The organism is Psychrobacter sp. R86515 (assembly GCF_042466315.1).
In the GTDB taxonomy this organism is placed as follows: Bacteria; Pseudomonadota; Gammaproteobacteria; order Pseudomonadales; family Moraxellaceae; genus Psychrobacter.
This window is the reverse complement of record NZ_JAXHCC010000001.1, coordinates 1,653,749-1,672,555: the sequence shown is the minus strand read 5'-3', so window position 1 is coordinate 1,672,555 and position 18,807 is coordinate 1,653,749. Positions and strand designations below refer to the sequence as shown.

At 42.6% G+C, this 18,807-nt stretch carries 17 protein-coding genes; 2 read left to right on the top strand and 15 right to left on the bottom strand.

Going from position 1 to position 18,807, the window contains the following annotated elements:
• Positions 1–119: 119 nt before the first annotated feature.
• The 10 genes from SJY28_RS07130 to SJY28_RS07085 form a co-directional block, all read right to left on the bottom strand.
• A complete protein-coding gene (locus SJY28_RS07130; protein ID WP_379543933.1) occupies positions 120–914 on the bottom strand; it encodes a YfgM family protein in 795 nt (264 codons plus the stop codon).
• 69 nt (positions 915–983) lie between these two features.
• Entirely contained in the window at positions 984–2,273 is a 1,290-nt protein-coding gene (hisS, locus tag SJY28_RS07125; RefSeq protein ID WP_335731507.1) for a histidine--tRNA ligase, read from the bottom strand.
• Positions 2,274–2,396: 123 nt separating this feature from the next.
• Complete coding sequence (gene ispG / locus SJY28_RS07120) at positions 2,397–3,512, bottom strand: flavodoxin-dependent (E)-4-hydroxy-3-methylbut-2-enyl-diphosphate synthase (protein WP_057759039.1); 1,116 nt, start codon at positions 3,510–3,512, stop codon at positions 2,397–2,399.
• Between the two features lie 162 nt (positions 3,513–3,674).
• Entirely contained in the window at positions 3,675–4,487 is an 813-nt protein-coding gene (locus tag SJY28_RS07115) for a RodZ domain-containing protein (protein WP_379544952.1), read from the bottom strand.
• Positions 4,484–5,419: a type IV pilus biogenesis/stability protein PilW gene (gene pilW / locus SJY28_RS07110; protein ID WP_379543932.1), complete on the bottom strand. Its 936-nt coding sequence runs from the start codon at positions 5,417–5,419 to the stop codon at positions 4,484–4,486. Before pilW ends, SJY28_RS07115 begins: the two co-directional genes overlap by 4 nt.
• A gap of 210 nt (positions 5,420–5,629) precedes the next feature.
• Positions 5,630–6,859: a 23S rRNA (adenine(2503)-C(2))-methyltransferase RlmN gene (gene rlmN / locus SJY28_RS07105; RefSeq protein WP_057759033.1), complete on the bottom strand. Its 1,230-nt coding sequence runs from the start codon at positions 6,857–6,859 to the stop codon at positions 5,630–5,632.
• A gap of 506 nt (positions 6,860–7,365) precedes the next feature.
• Positions 7,366–7,797 carry a nucleoside-diphosphate kinase gene (ndk, locus tag SJY28_RS07100; RefSeq protein WP_057759031.1) on the bottom strand — a complete coding sequence of 144 codons (432 nt, stop codon included), beginning with the start codon at positions 7,795–7,797 and terminating at the stop codon, positions 7,366–7,368.
• 421 nt (positions 7,798–8,218) lie between these two features.
• Entirely contained in the window at positions 8,219–8,635 is a 417-nt protein-coding gene (locus SJY28_RS07095; protein ID WP_379543931.1) for a lysozyme inhibitor LprI family protein, read from the bottom strand.
• Positions 8,636–8,893: 258 nt separating this feature from the next.
• Positions 8,894–10,183: an adenylosuccinate synthase gene (locus tag SJY28_RS07090; RefSeq protein WP_057759029.1), complete on the bottom strand. Its 1,290-nt coding sequence runs from the start codon at positions 10,181–10,183 to the stop codon at positions 8,894–8,896.
• A gap of 199 nt (positions 10,184–10,382) precedes the next feature.
• Entirely contained in the window at positions 10,383–11,681 is a 1,299-nt protein-coding gene (locus SJY28_RS07085) for an ATP phosphoribosyltransferase regulatory subunit (protein WP_379543930.1), read from the bottom strand.
• A 488-nt stretch (positions 11,682–12,169) separates the two neighbouring features.
• Between SJY28_RS07085 and SJY28_RS07080 the strand changes: the two genes are divergently transcribed.
• A complete protein-coding gene (locus tag SJY28_RS07080; protein ID WP_379543929.1) occupies positions 12,170–12,559 on the top strand; it encodes a DUF2237 family protein in 390 nt (129 codons plus the stop codon).
• Positions 12,560–12,704: 145 nt separating this feature from the next.
• Entirely contained in the window at positions 12,705–13,859 is a 1,155-nt protein-coding gene (corA, locus tag SJY28_RS07075; protein WP_371546973.1) for a magnesium/cobalt transporter CorA, read from the top strand.
• 80 nt (positions 13,860–13,939) lie between these two features.
• Here corA and SJY28_RS07070 read toward each other — a convergent pair whose 3' ends face one another.
• The 5 genes from SJY28_RS07070 to SJY28_RS07050 form a co-directional block, all read right to left on the bottom strand.
• Complete coding sequence (locus tag SJY28_RS07070; RefSeq protein ID WP_165597444.1) at positions 13,940–14,458, bottom strand: phosphate-starvation-inducible protein PsiE; 519 nt, start codon at positions 14,456–14,458, stop codon at positions 13,940–13,942.
• 99 nt (positions 14,459–14,557) lie between these two features.
• A complete protein-coding gene (folD, locus tag SJY28_RS07065; RefSeq protein ID WP_379543928.1) occupies positions 14,558–15,436 on the bottom strand; it encodes a bifunctional methylenetetrahydrofolate dehydrogenase/methenyltetrahydrofolate cyclohydrolase FolD in 879 nt (292 codons plus the stop codon).
• Positions 15,437–15,714: 278 nt separating this feature from the next.
• Positions 15,715–16,914, bottom strand: a complete 1,200-nt coding sequence (locus tag SJY28_RS07060) for a DegT/DnrJ/EryC1/StrS family aminotransferase (protein ID WP_379543927.1) — start codon at positions 16,912–16,914, stop codon at positions 15,715–15,717.
• Positions 16,915–17,059: 145 nt separating this feature from the next.
• A complete protein-coding gene (locus tag SJY28_RS07055; RefSeq protein WP_379543926.1) occupies positions 17,060–17,671 on the bottom strand; it encodes a sugar transferase in 612 nt (203 codons plus the stop codon).
• Positions 17,672–18,802 (bottom strand): glycosyltransferase family 4 protein, encoded by a 1,131-nt coding sequence (locus tag SJY28_RS07050; protein WP_379543925.1) that lies wholly within the window; start codon positions 18,800–18,802, stop codon positions 17,672–17,674.
• Between the last annotated feature and the right edge of the window lie 5 nt (positions 18,803–18,807).

Below are 18,807 nucleotides of genomic sequence, written 5' to 3'. Positions count from 1 at the left end.
TCTCACTACAGATAAATTATTATTAATTGGTAAATTGGCCAACCGCAAATTAGTAATCATTAGGTTATATTAAAAAAGAGCTTTGGATGATTACCAACTCTCAATACTATCCTACTGACTTACTGCCCTGCTTCGACAGCGACTTCGTTCGAGGTATCCATCACTAGCGACGGCTCAGGAGCTGATGCCTCTTGAATAAGACTGGTTTGCTCAGCAATCGGCTCAGCCGTGATACCTAAGCTTTCCATCTTTAGTGCCAATACTGCACGCGTTTCTTGACGGCTACGTAATAGCTCCCACGCATTGCTATAAGATTTAATCGCTGAGTCTTTATTGTCTTGAGCTAAGTAAATATCCCCTAGCAGCTCCTGCTGACTTGCTTCAAACGAGCTTGGCATGTCATTGTTTGCTTCTGACAGTGCAGCATCTGTATCACCTGCGGCCAATAAAGTTTTTGCATAGCGTAAACGAGTAATCGCTTCTAGACCAGCATCACCCAAATCGATGGCCAATGCTTTTTTAAATGTCTCAGTCGCTGCTGCAAAGTCATCATTGTCTACTTGTTGACGTGCCTTTATCATTAGCGCTTGCCATGCATAAACCGACTCACCGTGCGTGCTGACCAAAGTATCAATATCTTTGTCTAGCTGGCTACGACTTTGGGTAAGTGCTTCTTGAGCCTCTGCCTCTAAATCTGGGTTTTGCGAGGCCAGTTTGACCTCTTCGTTTAGCTGCTGAATATCAGCATATTGATCGGCGGCGACGGTATCTACTCGCGCATGGTTGTTTTGCCAGTACGTCCAACCAAAATAGGCGGCCAGTGCTAACAAAATCGCAGTGACGATATAACTACCATATTGCTTTAACGCTTGCATGGAGTTATCTGCATTCGGCGAATTAGGTGTCAGAGCCATATATATTTACCTGATAAAATTTACATTAAATTGCTGGTGCGACAAACAAATCTGATTAGTCAAAGTCGATTAGCGACGAGAAAAGTTATCTTTATTTGATAGCCAATCTTGGGCGACCGTCTTTTGCTCACCTGTCTGCATATCTTTAATACTAATCGTATTATCATCTAGCTCTTGCTGGGCGATGATGACTGTCAATGCCGCACCTGACTTGTCTGCCTTCTTCATTTGCGCTTTTAGACTCGTGGCACTGGCCATCTTTACTCGTACATCTGGACGACTGTGACGTAAGTTCTGTGCATAGCTTATACCAGCACTATATACCTCAGGATGGGCCACAACGAATACATCACAAGCAGGTATGTCAGCAATCGGCGCAACCGCTTCTATGAGTAGCAATAAACGCTCAAGCCCCATTGCAAAACCAACACCAGGCTCAGATTTTACTGGTTTACTACCGTCTGTACCGATTGATTTTAATTGCCCTACTAGCCCATCATAACGACCACCCGCACAAACAGTAGCTTGGCTTCCAAGCTTATCTGTTACCCACTCAAATACCGTCTTATTGTAATAATCAAGGCCACGTACTAAGTGCGGATTGATTTCAAAATCGATATTAAGCGCAGTCAGATAGGCTTTAACTTGCTCAAAATGCGCTACACTCTCTTCACCCAAGAAGTCAGCAAGCTTTGGCGCATCTGCCAATACTGCTTGCGTACTCGCCTCTTTGCTGTCCAAGATACGTAAAGGGTTAGTCGTTAGACGACGTTTGCTATCTTCGTCTAGCTGGTCTTTTTTATCAGTTAAATAGGCAACCAATGCTTCGCGATAAGCATAGCGCTCATCCAACTCACCCAAACTGTTTAGCTGCAAACGCATCTCATTGTTGAGGCCTAACTCTTGCCACATCAGATGAGTCATCGCAATCAGCTCAGCATCAGCATCTGGTAATGCACTACCGAAGCTCTCGACCCCTAACTGATGAAACTGGCGATAGCGGCCTTTTTGCGGACGCTCGTAGCGGAACATTGGGCCGATGTACCAAAGCTTGGGCGTGTCACCACGTAGCAAGTTATGCTCGATGACTGCGCGTACTGCTCCAGCCGTGCCTTCAGGACGCAATGCTAATGGCGTTGGTGGCTCAGATTTATCCGTAAAGCTGTACATTTCTTTTTCGACGATGTCAGTCGCGCCGCCAATAGCACGGGCAAATAGATCCGTCTGTTCAACGATAGGCAAGCGAATATGCTCGTAACCGTACCTACCAAGTACATCAGCCAATATCGCTTCTAAATGCAGCCACTTTGCTGATTGGTCAGGCAAAATATCATTAAAACCTTTAATAGCTTTGATCATGGTACGGTCGTATCCTTAAATGTTTAACAGGTATTCTATTATTGTTTTCTATATATTCAAATAAGCGTCGTATCTAATTGATACTGTGACGGTATGGCCTAACGTATCAATCTATTCTATGGCTTATTTTACGCGAATGATTTCATTCTCACGTTTTTTCGCCAAGTCTTCTGCATGAGCGCGAACCATACCTTCTATTTCATCAACCAGATTGCCTGTGTCGATAAGGTGGCTTTTTTCACCCATACGATAGACCAGTGATCTAGGGGCAGCACCAACGATACCAATATCGGCTTCTTTTGCCTCTCCTGGACCGTTTACCTTACAGCCAATCACAGATAGGTTCATCGGTTCACGAATATCTTCTAGGCGCGACTCTAACGCTGTCATTACTTTAATCACATCAAACTCTTGACGCGAGCAACTTGGGCAAGCGATAAAGTTTACGCCGTTCGAACGAATATTAAGCGATTTTAAGATATCAAAACCAATCTTAATTTCTTCTTCAGGCTCGGCGGCTAATGAGATACGAATAGTATCGCCAATACCATCTAGCAATAATCCACCTAGCGCAATGGCAGATTTGACAGCGCCCGTACGGTAGACACCCGCTTCCGTCACGCCCAAATGTAATGGATTATCAATTTGCGCTGATATTAAACGATAAGCATCCAGTGTCAAAAACACGTTACTGGCTTTGACAGATACTTTGTACTGGTCAAAGTTAAGACGCTCTAAAATATCGATATGGCGCATTGCTGATTCAAGCATTGCCTCACCAGTTGGCTCAGTATACTTACGCTGTATATCTTTTTCTAAAGAACCAGCATTGACGCCAATACGAATCGGAATATTATGATACTTAGCACAAGCGACCACTTCACGTACTTTGGCATCGCTACCAATGTTACCCGGATTGATACGTAAACAATCAGCGCCCGCTTCAGCAACGGCCAAAGCGATTTTATGATCAAAATGCACGTCAGCGATCAAAGGCACGCTTACCAGTTTGCGAATTTCACCAAAGGCTTTAACGGTATCCATCGTTGGCGTAGATACACGCATCAAATCTGCACCTGCTTCGACACAACGCTCGATTTGAGCGACAGTCGCTGCTACATCACAGGTATCAGTGTTGGTCATGCTCTGTACGCTAATTGGTGCATCACCACCAACCGCGACATCACCGACATAGATTTTTTTGGTCAGACGACGATTAATAGGCGATGGCATTGACATACATAAATCCTTGAATCAAAAATAGAAAAGCCCTAGGCCTTTGTACATATAATATAAACCAGCTAAATCAGCCTACACATGTGCGCTTTATTCAAACACATGGCTGCTTCATCCAAACATATAAGTGCCTTATTCAAATTTGGCACTTATGCAACTGGCTATCTATGGTGCCAATTCAAAAGTGGCTTGCTTATCTGTTGCATACGTCTCTAACGCGACTGGTTGTTGATTGAGCATCAAGCTAACATTATCAATACTATCAATTTGCACATTAAACGGTGGCACACCTGATAAGTCATAGTTACCTGCAGACTGAGAACCATTTATCAAACTGTTTCCAGAAGAATCCGTGATACTAACCACAGCGTCGCTTGTCAATACAAGGTTTAGGGTAGCAGTCGTTGCAGCATCACCCAGATTCAATGCAGAGCCAGAAGCACCAACGCCACTTGCATCACTATTGATGGCGGCACCTTGGGCTTGCTCTATCGCTGACATGTCTTCAACAGCTGATACAGGCTCTTGCGTGTTTTCTTTGCTAGCGTTACTCACCATGCGGAATAGGAATACCGCCAAGATAATCAATCCGATAACGCCTATGATCAATAGCGGGTTAAAGCGGATACGGTTATGAGTATCACGCTGCAAAGTCCCCATTGGACGCAGCGGCGTATCGATATTGCTGGCTGATTTGGCCTTTAGCTCATTAGGATAGGCGGCATCGAAGCTACTAGCGATTTTTGCTGAGTCTAAGCCCAAATATTTGGCATAGTTAATCGCAAAACCACGAGCAAATGCAGCTTGTGGTAGCTCAGCGAAGTTTTCGCTCTCTAGCGCCTCTAGATGACGCTTTAGAATGAACAGCTCAGCCGCCGCTGCTTCTAAAGTTACTTGCTTGTTTTTACGGGCTTGCTGCAACACGGCACCAAATGATCCCTGAGCGTTAGATTGAGTGTTAGATGATGGGGTGATCATTTCCATGGTGCCTCTGGATTGTTAAGCCAAGTCTTAAGTTGTTTTGCTTCATCACTTAGCGGATAAGCGGATAAAAGCTGCTGTGCCAATTGCTGGCGCGTTGTTATATTATTTTGTGCTGCTGCAAGCTTGATACCTTGTAAGAGCAAGCGCGGGCTAATACCCTGCCCCTGCACCAATATCAGTGTCTCATCATACAGTCTCTGTGCCTGAGGTATACGCTGTTGTGCCAGCAGCAAATCTACCAATTCAATATGAGCAATGATGCTATTACGATTGCCATCAAGTGCCCGTAAAAATGCTTTTGAAGCGGCACTATTATCACCTAACTGCAGATAAGTACGACCTAGGTTTTCTAGCGCGCCAATACGGCCTTCATAGCCTAGCGTCGCCCCTGCAATCTCAAACTGTTCTGCTGCTTCACGATAGCGCTTTGTCTGTGACAGATACACGCCATAATTATTGTGTGCTTGTACAAAGTCTTTATCTAGCGCGATTGCTTTTTTGAAGTACTCATCAGCTTTGGCTAGATTGATACGGCTGCCTTCTTGCTGCAACAAAACGCCCATCATATCATAGGCTGGCGCATAACGGCTATCGGCAGCAAAGGCTTTTTCGAGCTGCTGCTGCGCGGTATCAAGCTCATTTTTTCGGATGTATTGCGCGGCAAGTGAGGTACGTACACGGGCGATTTCCTGCTGATCTAAATTTCGATCATTGCTTGCGCGCGTAGATGTTTGATAAGGAGAGTTACCTAGCAAATCATTAGTCGGTGTGGTCTGACAGCCACTTAATACAAGAACGCCAAATACTGCCGACAGCACTGCACGCTTTGGCAAAGCGGTTTGGGCAGCACTGATACTCGACTGCTTATAAAACTTAGAAAATGATTTTTGATATTTGAACTGACAAGAATTTTTAGAAGTCATCATGGCCGCCATCATAAAACTGGGATTCAATGCGTTCGATCTTCGAGGCCTCAGTTTAATAGATTTAACCCCTATAAGTACAATTTAGTTGTTATTAATTGCCACGTTCTGCAATCTTGACAGTCATTGCTACATTTTCTTACCATTGCGACAGAAAAAAGACAGCTAAAACGCTATACCAGTCAGATATAACGCTTATCTTCTCAAAGACTACTAAACGCTTTCACGATCTTTAATGCTCTGCTGCCACGCGGCTGAGCGTCTAGTACGATCGGCAACTTGTCCAACCAACTGACCACAAGCAGCATCGATATCATCACCACGTGTTTGACGAATCGTACAAACAAAACCTGCCTCGCTCAATATATTACTAAACGCATGAATACGGTTGTTGCTTGATTTATCATACGGTGCATGTGGGAATGGGTTGAACGGAATAAGGTTAATCTTACTTGGCAACCCTTCTAATAGAGCAACCAACTGATGGGCATGCTCATTGCTATCATTGACCCCATCAAGCATCACATACTCAATCGTAACGTGCTTCTTATGACGTGGATTGACATCATAAACGTAGTTTTTTGCCGCTGCAATCAGCTCTTCTAGCGGATATTTTTTGTTAATTGGTACCAACTCGTTACGCAGCTCATCATTTGGCGCATGCAGTGAAATGGCCAATGCCACATCGATGTCTTGTGCTAGCTGATACATTTTCGGGACGACACCAGAAGTTGATAACGTAACGCGGCGCTTTGATAATCCATAAGCATGATCGCTTAGCATCAGCTCCATTGAGCCTACTACAGGCTTGTAGTTCAATAGCGGCTCACCCATGCCCATCATCACCACATTGGTGACGTTATTTTCCCATAGGCTATGGTCGACGTTTTCTAAACTTTCATTTTCATCTGTCATATATGACGCATTAGCGACCCATAACTGACCGATAATCTCAGCCGCACTCAAGTCACGCTCGAACCCTTGCTTACCTGTACTACAGAAGCTACAGTCTAGTGCACAGCCTACTTGAGAAGACACGCATAATGTCTTACGGCCATTTAACTTGCTATCATCTGCAGGGATAAGCACCGTCTCAACCAACGAGCCGCCAGTGACTTCAAATACCCACTTACGCGTACCATCATCACTATATTGACGATGAATCACTTTGGGCGGTACCACACAAGCATTAAGCGATAACTTGTCTCGCAACGATTTACTCAAATTGGTCATTTGCTCAAAATCTGTCACGCCATGCTGATAAATCCACTTAATCACCTGAGTAGATCGAAATGGCTTTTCGCCAATACTCTTGAAGTAATCAGCCAGTTGCGCTTGCGTCATACCCAATAGATTGGTTTTGGCATGTGCCTCATCTACTAGCTTGATGCTATCAGTAATCTTAGCAGGTACGTGCTGAGTAGGTGCTTGAACAGTTGACATAATAGGTAACCTTTTTGCAGAAGCTTAGATAAGCGGTGCAATTATTTATATGGGCTTTGCCATACATACGTGAGTGCATGAGCAATCCGCTATGAGCGCAGTTTTTCGAATTAATGAAAACATGCTGATAAGGGATTGATAACGCTAAGTAAAATCAATAATGAGGCAAGTCGCTAAGAATTTCAATGAATAAAATAATTACAGAACTCTAAAGCAGATACAAGGCTGCAGATTGTACAAATAGTACATCTGATGAGGGTAATACCGTCGCAGTTTAGTAGTTCTTTGATTATAGGATTATTACAATAGCTAAAACGGCCTATACCCATAAGATATAAGCCGTCTCGCAAACCAATTATAAACAATCAATGTTGTAAATAATTCGTATATAGTCAATCAAGTATAAAACTCATACAGGTAAGATCAGTCTAAATCGTAGCTGTCTTATTATAGCAGTTACCTCAAACAAATCGAACGCCATAAAAACTTATAGTTTATTTACTATATTAGCGTGTACGTGCACAAACTTCATCATCGCTGAAGAAGTAGCTGATTTCACGTGCTGCTGATTCGGCTGAATCTGAACCATGTACTGCGTTTTCGTCGATGCTGCTAGCGAAATCAGCACGGATAGTGCCTTCAGCAGCTTCCTTTGGGTTAGTTGCACCCATGATTTCACGATGCTGAGCGATAGCGTTTTCGCCTTCTAGTACTGATACCAATACTGGACCTGACATCATGAAAGATTTTAGGTCGTTGTAAAATGGACGCTCAGCGTGCTCAGCATAAAAACCGCCTGCTTTTTCATCATCAAGTTGTAGCATTTTAGCTGCAACGATTTTTAGACCAGCTTGTTCAAAACGGCTGTAGATAGCGCCGATATGGTTGCCAGCAACTGCGTCAGGTTTGATGATAGATAAAGTACGTTCGTTAGCCATGAGAAGCTCCTAATAAATGATAAATTCAATAAAATATGAAAAATTAATGCATTGTTTTAGCTTTAGCCACAATGTTGGCTTGGACTGTTTTACACAACTCATGGTATATCAGTGTATAACCATAAGCGCCAACATCGGATTGCTGCCTATTATAATGATTAAGGCCATAAATGATAGGGTTAATTTATGACCATACCTTGCATAAAAGTAAATTTATAACAGTATCTTACTTACATCCAAGTTAAGTACTCATCAACAACAGATGCATGAGCTATCGACTTACTTACCTTATCGCTACTCATATTTATCATTTATAGCTACCAGACTGATTTTATAGAGTATTTATATCATTATTAATGATTAGAAACCCTCAACACACCTTGCTAAGAGTTTTGCTAATACATACTACCAATCAAAACATTTAATCATCTAAGCGACTGTCTCGACAACTACCTGCATTGCATTCACGCACACGTTCATTCAAAAAATTAACTCGATTAGCTGTCTTATTGGTGGCACATTTCATATTGACAAAGAAACCATCGCCATCGTTATAACTACATTGGTCGTTGCGCTCGCGCATCCACGCTAACTGTCCGCGTTTAAGCGTGGCTTTTTGCTGTTTGTTTAGGAGTTTACTCAATTTATTGTAAGAGTTGTTAAGCTCCTTATCTGCTTCCAAATATACTTTCGTGAGGCAATATAGCCCATCAAAGTCATTGTTTGGTTTGTCACAGTTTTCTGCACCCCAAGCAAACAAAGGTAACATGAAAGCTGCGGATGTAACTATTGCTATAGAGGTATTGCGAATCGTGGATTTAAGCGTATTCGTTGTCATAGCAAATTCCTTTTTGTATGTTAATAAAACCAAATCCGTCTATAATATCTTACACTTAATTAAGCCAAAATAATGTCAGTATATCCATTATTTATGATATTTTTAGATGACATTATAGCTAGTAGCTCTACTCTTACACTGTTGAAATTCAAGGTAATCAATCAATTTCTTGAAGTAGCACACACAAAAAACCCCAACGCTCAGCATTGGGGTTTTTTATTAATACTAAAAACTATTTAATCAAGTCTGTAGTAAAAACTAAGCGTCGTACGGATCACGCAATACGATAGTCTCTTCGCGATCAGGACCAGTTGAGATAATATCAACTGGGCAACCAATCAATGCTTCGATACGTTTGATGTATTTTTTAGCATTTTCTGGAAGCTCATCATAGTTAGTAATACCAACAGTAGACTCGCTCCAGCCTTGCATTGTTTCGTACTTAGGCGTGACTGACTCATAGAATTCAGCATCATGTGCGCCTGCACACTCAGTTTCAGGTAGGTTGTAACCCACGCCGATTAGCAATTCTTCAAGACCATCTAGTACATCAAGCTTGGTCAAGCAAATACCTGACATAGAGTTAAGTACTACTGCACGGCGTAATGCTTCTGCATCGAACCAACCACAGCGACGTGCACGGCCAGTTGTCGCACCAAATTCATGACCGACTTTGGCTAAGTGAGCACCAACATCATCGAACAATTCAGTTGGGAACGGACCACTACCAACGCGCGTAGTGTAGGCTTTGGTAATACCAAGCACATAGTCTAAGTACAATGGACCGATACCTGTACCCGTTGATACACCGCCAGCGGTTACGCTTGAGCTGGTTACAAACGGATAAGTACCATGATCGATATCAAGTAGCGTACCTTGAGCACCTTCAAACATTAGGTTTTTGCCAGCTAGACGTAATTGATTTAGGTCTTCAGTTACATCAGTAACCATACCTTTAATCTCTTCTTTCCACTCTTTACAAAGCTTAAGTGTCTCATCAAAATCAATCGCTTCAACTTTATAATACTCAGTCAGTTGGAAGTTGTGATATTCGATTAGGTTACGTAGTTTTTCCTCTAGATCTTCACGGAACAAGTCAGCAAGTTTAATCGCACGACGTGCTACTTTGTCTTCGTATGCAGGACCGATACCGCGACCTGTTGTACCGATTTTACCGCTGCCACGCTTGGCTTCACGAGCTTGGTCAAGTGCCACGTGATAAGGCATGATAAGTGGGCAATTAGGAGAGATACGTAGACGCTCACGTACTGGTACGTTGTTGTCTTCTAGCTCTTTCATTTCCTTTAGTAGTGCGTCAGGTGCTAACACCACGCCATTACCGATAAAGCAAGTGACGCCTTCACGCAAGATACCTGATGGAATCAAATGCAAGACAGTGGTTTTGCCATCGACAACCAACGTATGACCAGCATTATGACCGCCTTGGAAGCGGGCTACTGCTGAGGCTTTTTCGGTAAGTAAATCAACGATTTTACCCTTACCTTCGTCGCCCCATTGGCTACCCAAAACTACAACATTCTTACCCATGATCAATCCTTACCTTTATGTATTGAGGTGTGTGCAATAAAAGCTGAAAAATTAAAATGATTTTCTTAGCTATATCTTTTTATCTTAGTGCTTCACGAAATAGAAACACTGAGATATCTAACAAATAATTTTACGTTCTCATAATGTGTACTGAATAATTTTGGCTGCGTGCGCCATTCAATCGCCTACTATCAGACAGTTAAATAGTCTGTAGCTGCCATTGACTGTCATCAGATATGCTCAAACGATGCGTCACATCATCTGGACTGTCCTGTGCATCTAACGGCATAGTGACGCGATAGCCTTGCTGACGTAGACTCTCTACTTGTTGCAGTAGCGTCTGCATCTCATCTGTATTTGCATTAGATAAAGCGGCAAAATCAACCAAGACAACGGTTGGCGCATCTAACTGTGTATGAGCCAGCAATCGGCTGACATCCATACTAAACCCTGTAGCCGCACGTAACGCTTGTGTCTGGCTTTGCATACCATCAAAACGACCACCACGTACTAGTGGCTGCGTTTCGCTATTGATATAACCATTGAAGACGATGCCAGTGTGATAGTGGTAACCTGATAGCTCCGTCACATCAACACTGACTGGGCACTGCCATTGGTCTTGTAGATAGTTTTTCAGACGCTGTAGCTCATCAATTGCCGTTGCGATTTGGCTGTCTTGCTGCGCCGCATCTGATAATTTGGCTAATAGGTTTGCGATATCGTGACCAAAGCGTGCCAACACATAAAAATCATCACCCATTAGCAAAGCGCGGCAAACACGCTTAAGCTCTGGTAGGTTTTTATTGGCATATAAGTACATCAATTGTTCAGTATCACTGTCTGACAGTTCAGCCAATTCAGCCAAACGTTTGAATATTGCCACGTGACCCAAATCGATATGGAGCGCTGCACTCATATTGAGTTTGTTTACCATCGTAAATAGCACATCTATCAGCTCAATATCTGCTGCTAGTGACGCACAGCCAAATATCTCAGCACCCAACTGTAGCGGCGTACGTGAGCCAAACAGACCTGATGGCAAGGTATGAATCACATCGCCCACATAGCAATAACGCGCAATACCTGTACCGCCATGATGCGCATCTATACGCAAAATCTGCGGGGTGATGTCAGCGCGCACGCCCATTAGGCGACCCGTCAACTGATCGATAATCTTAAAGGTTTGACGTTTCAGATCTTCTGACGCATCACTTAGCAAGGACTCAGTAAACTCGATCATCGGCGGACAAACCAGCTGATAACCATGAGTAATAAGCTGCTCGATTAACTGATGTCTAAGCACTTCTTGCTTATGCGCATCTTCAAACAGGACATCAACCACCCCATCAGGCAATAGCCAACTATTGGCAACATCACTGCCAAAGTTACTCAAATATGGCATGCGATTGGGTGCAGCACTGTTTTCGGCAGGCTGAGACACTGTTTCGTTGGTAGAATTTGGCTGGGCAGGTTTTGCAGAATCAGAACTAACAGACACAATAAATCCTTGTTTGGCGTATCGCTTACCAAAAACGCGGTACTGATGCGGTACTTAAAGGGTGATTTGCCGGGCATTGACGCTGTGTGTGTTTATTTTTAACGCGCAACATCATTGACCCAATTATTTATAAACAAACCAGGTAACCGCAAAAGGGTGAATAATAAGTATAATTTAGAATGATAAGACGAGTATCTTCATGCGCTAAAAAATTGCGACAAATAATCAAGGCACTTTATGCTTTAGTTTAGCATAGCACTCAAGGTTCGCATAGTGACAATTAGCTACAATCACTATCTAATTACAGTTCAATTGCCGCTTATTAGCTTAGCAGGTGTGACAGTCATCATTGATATATTTGGCTCAATATTGGGCGAATAGCCGAGAGGTTTATTTTTTGTTAACCATAAGATAATGAGCGTGATTACGGCAGCGTCATCAACACAGACTCATGATACACTAACACATATTTTTATCTCGGAAGCCTTATGTCATCTGATTACCACCCAAACCCTGCCATCAACCAAACCAATATCTTAGGCACCGCACTTGCCAGCTGTTGTTTCGATCCAATTACTGGCTATTATCGCAATGGTTTTTGCCATACTGGCAACCATGATGTTGGTCAACATACCGTCTGCGCCAAGATGACCAGCGAGTTTTTAAACTTCTCTGCCAGTCGCGGTAACGACCTGATTACCCCACTACCTGAATACAACTTTCCTGGTCTCAAACCTGGTGACTACTGGTGCATCTGCGCGCTACGTTGGGTTGAAGCATTGGACTTTGATATCGCACCGCAAATCAAACTAGAAGCGTGTCACGAGAGCCTACTGACATTAGTAGATATCGATACGCTAAAAAGCTATGCCCTATAGATAGTATTGGCACACGATAAAACCGTAGCAGCGTTCACAGCATATTTGGATTATTGAAGTTTTTTATTATATGACAGGAAAGTATATGGAAAATGATAATAATCAATTGATTAAAAAAACGGCTCATATTGCGCCTGATTCCAATATGAATCATATCTATGCCAATATGAATGACAAGCACCTCTATTTGGACGATGATGATAGCTATATCTATGGTGATGTGGACGCCACTACTGAAGATACTATTGAGACCATGACGGTCTACGATCCTGACTCTGAACGCTATGAAGATATTGATTCATCAAGCGCAGGTGAAGTGGTCAATTGCTACGCTTACTCACGTAAAACAGGTGAGAACCTTAATAGAGTGGCGCTTAATGATGTGAGTCGTACGCTAGGGAACAACGGTCAATTTATTTGGCTTGGGCTATATGATCCAAGCTTAGAAACCATGGTCAAAGTAAAGGAAGCCTTTGACCTGCATGAGCTAGCGATTGAGGATGCCTTTGCTGATCATCAACGTGCCAAAGTCGAAAACTACGATAATGACATGGTCTTTGTGGTGCTACGTACGGCCAAGCTAGAAGACAATGTCATTCGTTATGGTACTACTGCGATATTTATGGGTAAAAACTACCTCATTACGATTCGCAATGGTCCGTCAAACTCTTATGCGCCAGTACGTGAGCACTGCCATCGTCGCCCCGAAAAGCTGCGTATGGGTCCTATATTTGTACTGCATGCTATCCTCGATTTTATCGTTGATAACTATATGCCGATTACCGATCGATTAGGCCGTTACTTACGCGAGCAAGAGCGCTACGTATTTACCTCTGAGTTTGATAAGGGCACCCTAAAAAACCTTTACGAGCTCAAATCGCAACTGGTACATATGCGTGCCATTATTTTACCTGTGCAAGACATCTGTAGCTTTTTTATCAATCATAAAAAGAGTGAGATTGTCTCTGGGTTTTCTCAAGCCGCTAAGCCGTATTTTCGCGATGTCAACGATCACCTCTTACACTCACTAGATGCCATTAATGGTCTCAATGAAATGCTGAGTGTGGTGATGAACACCTATATGGCGATGGTCAATATGGGTCAGAATGAAGTGGTGCGTAAGCTTGCTGCATGGGCAGGTATTCTAGCAGTGCCGACAGCCATCGCTGGCATCTATGGCATGAACTTTGATTTTATGCCTGAGCTTCATTGGAAATACTCTTACCTTGTCATCATGGCCATTATTATCGCCTTATGTAGCTATCTGTACTATAACTTCAAAAGATTGAAATGGTTGTAATATCAAATGCCATCCGTAAAAAAAGAGCAACCACTGGTCGCTCTTTTTTTATGTTGCTATCTTTTTATATTGCTATCTAATTATTCACGGCGATGCTTGGTATGGCTATCGGGTGCCTGAGCATTATCAGGCAATAGCGCCTTAACTGTTAGGTTTGCATGCTGCTTATCGAGATTATCCTCTGGACGACCAAATGTTTTTGCTGTCCAAGTCAGGATTACAATAGAGCCACTCAGTAGCATGATGGCCACAGAAATTGTCGCAAGCAGCCATAAATGGAAATAGTCTGAAACTGCCTGTACATCAACCACCAAATGTCGTGACAAGGCCGTTATGGCAATAAATATCAAAAACTGTACTGGCAGTCGGTGGGTTTTAAAATAAATCCCTATCATAGCCAGTAGCTCAAGGTAAATAAACAACATCAATATGTCTTTTAGATCCGCTGAACCCTTTTGGACAATATAAATAAACTCTTTACCTGCGGTCCAAACGACAACCACACTGATTAGAAATAAAATAACGTAATGACAGACATCGACAAACTCTCTACCAATACCCTGTAGTCGCTCATGAACACCTACGTTTTTTTTAGCCATGTTTAGGTCCTATCAACTGAAATGTGGTTGATTTAGCCTGAGTTTATGTTACCTCAGGCCCCTTATATATCGGCAATCAGTATTCGTATGACTATCTTTTTAGCCGTTATTCAAACCCGCTGATTTTTCAGCAGCATCGACCGTTTGGCGAATAAGCGTGTTGATAGTCATTGGGCCAACGCCGCCTGGTACTGGCGTATAAGCACTGGCAATGTTTTCCATGCCTTTCATTTCGATATCGCCAACACCGCCATCATCTGTCGGATGGAACCCTGCATCAACGACAACCGCTCCTGCTTTGATCCACTCCGCTTTAATCAGCTCAGGTACACCTACCGCACCAACCACGATATCTGCACGCTTAATATGTGCTGCCAAATCTTGAGTTCTTGAATGGCAGATAGTCACCGTACAGTTAGCATTCAATAGCATCATCGCCATTGGCTTACCTAGGATAGCACTACGCCCTACGACTACTGCTTCTTTACCTGATAGCTCGATATTATAATGCTCTAACAAATGCATAATGCCCTGCGGTGTGCATGAGCCATAAGCTGACTGCTGCATCGCCATACGACCAAAACCAAGACAAGTCACACCATCGACATCTTTTGCTAAGTCAATCTGCTCAAAACAAGCACGCTCATCGATATGCTCAGGAACCGGATGCTGTAGCAAAATGCCGTGTACATCTGGATTACTATTTAACTCATCTATCTTTGCCATGAGCTGCTCAGTGGTCGTGGCACTTGGCATCTCAACGCGTATAGAGTCCATGCCAACACGCTTACAGGCGTTGCCTTTCATACGAACATAAGTGGCAGAGGCTGGATCGTCACCAACCAATATCGTCGCTAAGCTTGGGGTGCGGCCAGTCTTTTCCTTAATCGTATCTACGCGCGTGCGCAGATCCTGTTCTATTTGTTTGGCAAGTGCTTTGCCGTCCAAAACGGTGGCGGATTCTTGGGCAGTAGACATAGTAACTCCAATAGAGGGTACGATATAAAAAAATAAAGACAGCGCGCGCAAATACTTTGCATGCCTGTCCTTTGCTTCGTCAATCTTTGACTAAGAGTAATATTGTACCTGTGTACGCTACAAAATCCTAGCGTAAGATAAAGCCTGCGCACTGATAATTTTTTATAATAAGTGAATGAAACAGTATTACGTATATATAGGCAAATGTATCTTGTGCTTTCAGTAAAAATAGCGTCAAATTCAAAGTAGATTTCTAAAAATAATCATTAATTATCGTCTTATTCGACCATCGAACCAAATACGCTATCGATCGCCTGTATTGTCAGTTCAATTTCAGCCGTCGTAAGCGTAGGATGTACTAGAAACATGAGACTACTCTCTCCTAGTTGCTTTGCTATTGGCAATCTAATGCTTGGACGCAACCCAGTATTATCAAAGGCCTTCTCCAAATAGACTTCTGACGCAGATCCAGAGAAGCAAGGAACACCTTGATTATTAATTGCCTCAATAATGCGGTCACGTGTCCACCGATCAGGTAGATTATCGGACTGCACATAGACATATAATTTATAGTAAGCATGGTTCGTATTGGAGAACTGCGCTAAATGCTCTAGTCTCGGCACACAAAGGTAACCTTCGGACTCCCACTTGCTACAGGCCTCTAGTATGGCTTGCGCATTAGTAGTCCGTTTTGCTGTCCACTCATTCATTTTCTCCAGTTGAATACGTCCCAGAACGCCTTGCATCTCAGTCATACGCCAATTGGTGCCAAAGCTTTCATGCAGCCAATTGTAGCCAGGTGATTGCTCCGTTTCATAGACTGCCGCATAGCTCTTACCATGATCCTTATACGCCCACATTTTTCGCCATAGTAGCTCGCTATCAGTAGTGACCATACCGCCCTCACCTCCTGTGGTCATAATTTTATCTTGGCAAAAACTCCATGCCCCAACATGACCAATACTGCCAACACTTCGCCCTTTATATCGTGCGCCATGAGCTTGTGCGCAATCTTCAATGACATATAGGTCATGCTCATCTGCCAATGCCATAATGCTGTCCATATCACATGGCCAGCCAGCCAGATGGACGCACACGATACCTTTGGTTTTATCACTCAGTACAGCTGTGATGGTCTCAGCGGTGATATTGCCAGTTGCTTCATCGACATCTGCAAATATGGGCATCGCACCTGCATTGACGATTGACGAGATACTAGCAATAAAGGTACGCGGTGTGACAATGACCTCATCACCTGCACCTATATCGAGTGCTTGTAACGCGACATCCAATGCCAAGGTGCCATTACCCAATGCTATTGCGTACTTACTACCTACCCAGTCAGCAAACTCTCGCTCAAACTGACGACATTCTTCGCCTGTCCAATAATTGACTTTGTTAGATAGTAGCACTCGACTGACAGCGTCGGCTTCATGCTGCGTGAATTTTGGCCAAGGTGAAAAAGGGGTATTTAGCATATGTTCCTCTATGGTACTTATGTCTAATGTTGTGTCACGCTCTACAATAAACTGCTCACTATGTTATTAACCTTTTTATCTCTCACAATTTTTCTAATACTTAATGTCTTTTGATTAGCTGTATTGCTATCAGCAAAGAGTACTCTTAAAGCATTTCTTCATTAATACTATTGCCCATAAATTTACTCATAGTTGCTTCGCCCTCAGCACTGATACCCTCTTTAACAATGACTTTTTTTACCGTTTTAAATAAAATCTTGATATCCAGCCACAGCGACTGATTGTCAACATACCATGTATCAAGTGCAAACCTCTCATCCCACCCAATAGCATTGCGACCATTAATTTGGGCATACCCTGTAATACCTGGGCGGACGTCGTGTCGACGCGCTTGTTCATCATTATATAAGGGCAGATATTCCATCAATAATGGTCGCGGGCCCACTAAACTCATATCACCTTTTATGACATTCCAAAGCTCAGGCAACTCATCAAGGCTGGTATTACGCAGCGCTTTACCAAACGATGTCAATCGCGCGCCATCCTCCAAAGGATTGCCATTTACGTCTATATCATCTTTCATGGATCGAAACTTTATCATCTCAAATGGCTTGCCATACAGACCTGGACGAATCTGACGAAATAGAACAGGCGCACCAAGATTTTTACTCACCTTATATGCAGTTGCAGCATAGACAGGAGACAGCACTACTAACGCTGTCGTTGCACCTACAATGTCAAATAGTCGTTTTATCATTTATAAACCCAACATATTTATTAGTCGTTTATTGACTTTATCTGCATCAAATTTCTCTTGTGCTAGCTTGTAGCTTTCATCACCCATCTCTTTAATTTGTTCAGGATGTTCTATAAAGTAAATCATTTTCTCTGCCAAAGCTTTCGGATTCCATTTCTCTACTAAAAACCCATTTACTCCATCAACAACCGTTTCACGGCAACCAGGTACATCAGTAGTAATAATAGGTCTTCCAATTGCCATCGCTTCCTGAGTACTGCGCGGCACACCTTCACGATAAGACGGCAGTACAAATACATGATGATTTGCAATCCAGTCTTTTACATTATCAACATGACCAGGATAGTTTACGATGTTCGAGGCAATCAACTCATCTAACTCTGATTTCTGCAATGCACCCATATTAGAAGCATCTATCTCTCCCAAAATAGTGAAATACGCTTCAGGGTATACTTTCTTTACTATTTTTATAGCCGAAATAAGATCATGGACACCTTTTTCTTTCAATAAGCGACCAATAAATAAAAATTTGATAGGTTCTTCGATATTTACTATGGACTGATATTTGTACTGGCTTAGATTTAAGCCGATACCACCTAGCACATTTACCTGTTTCACTTGTATTTTATACCGCTTCAATAAATCATTAGGATCATCAGTATTTAAAAATATAAGACGATTTAACCGTGGCAAAGCAATTTTATACAATAAGACCTGGATACCTTTAATCACTTTTACCTTCTTGCTGAGGCCTTCAGGTTGATCTGTAAAACAATAACCCAATCCTTCGAGCATACCTACAACCTGTGGAACCTTTGCTATTTTTGCTGCTAACGTGCCAAAGATGACTGGTTTAGAAAAGTAAGAGAACACAATATCTGGCGCTATTTTCTTAATAACTTTGGACAGATGATAAGCTGCTGTGATATCCGCTAAAGGATTTAAACCCCCTCGATTTAAACTATAGGTTACAGGTATGGCACCCAACTTCTCTATTTTCTTTAGCTCATCTTGAGTATATTCAGAAGTAAACGCATAGACAGTATGCTGCTGTCTGACCAACTCCTGAATAAGGTCAGCGCGAAAGCCATAAAAACTATAAGCAATGGTGCCTAAAATAATTATTTTCATCCATT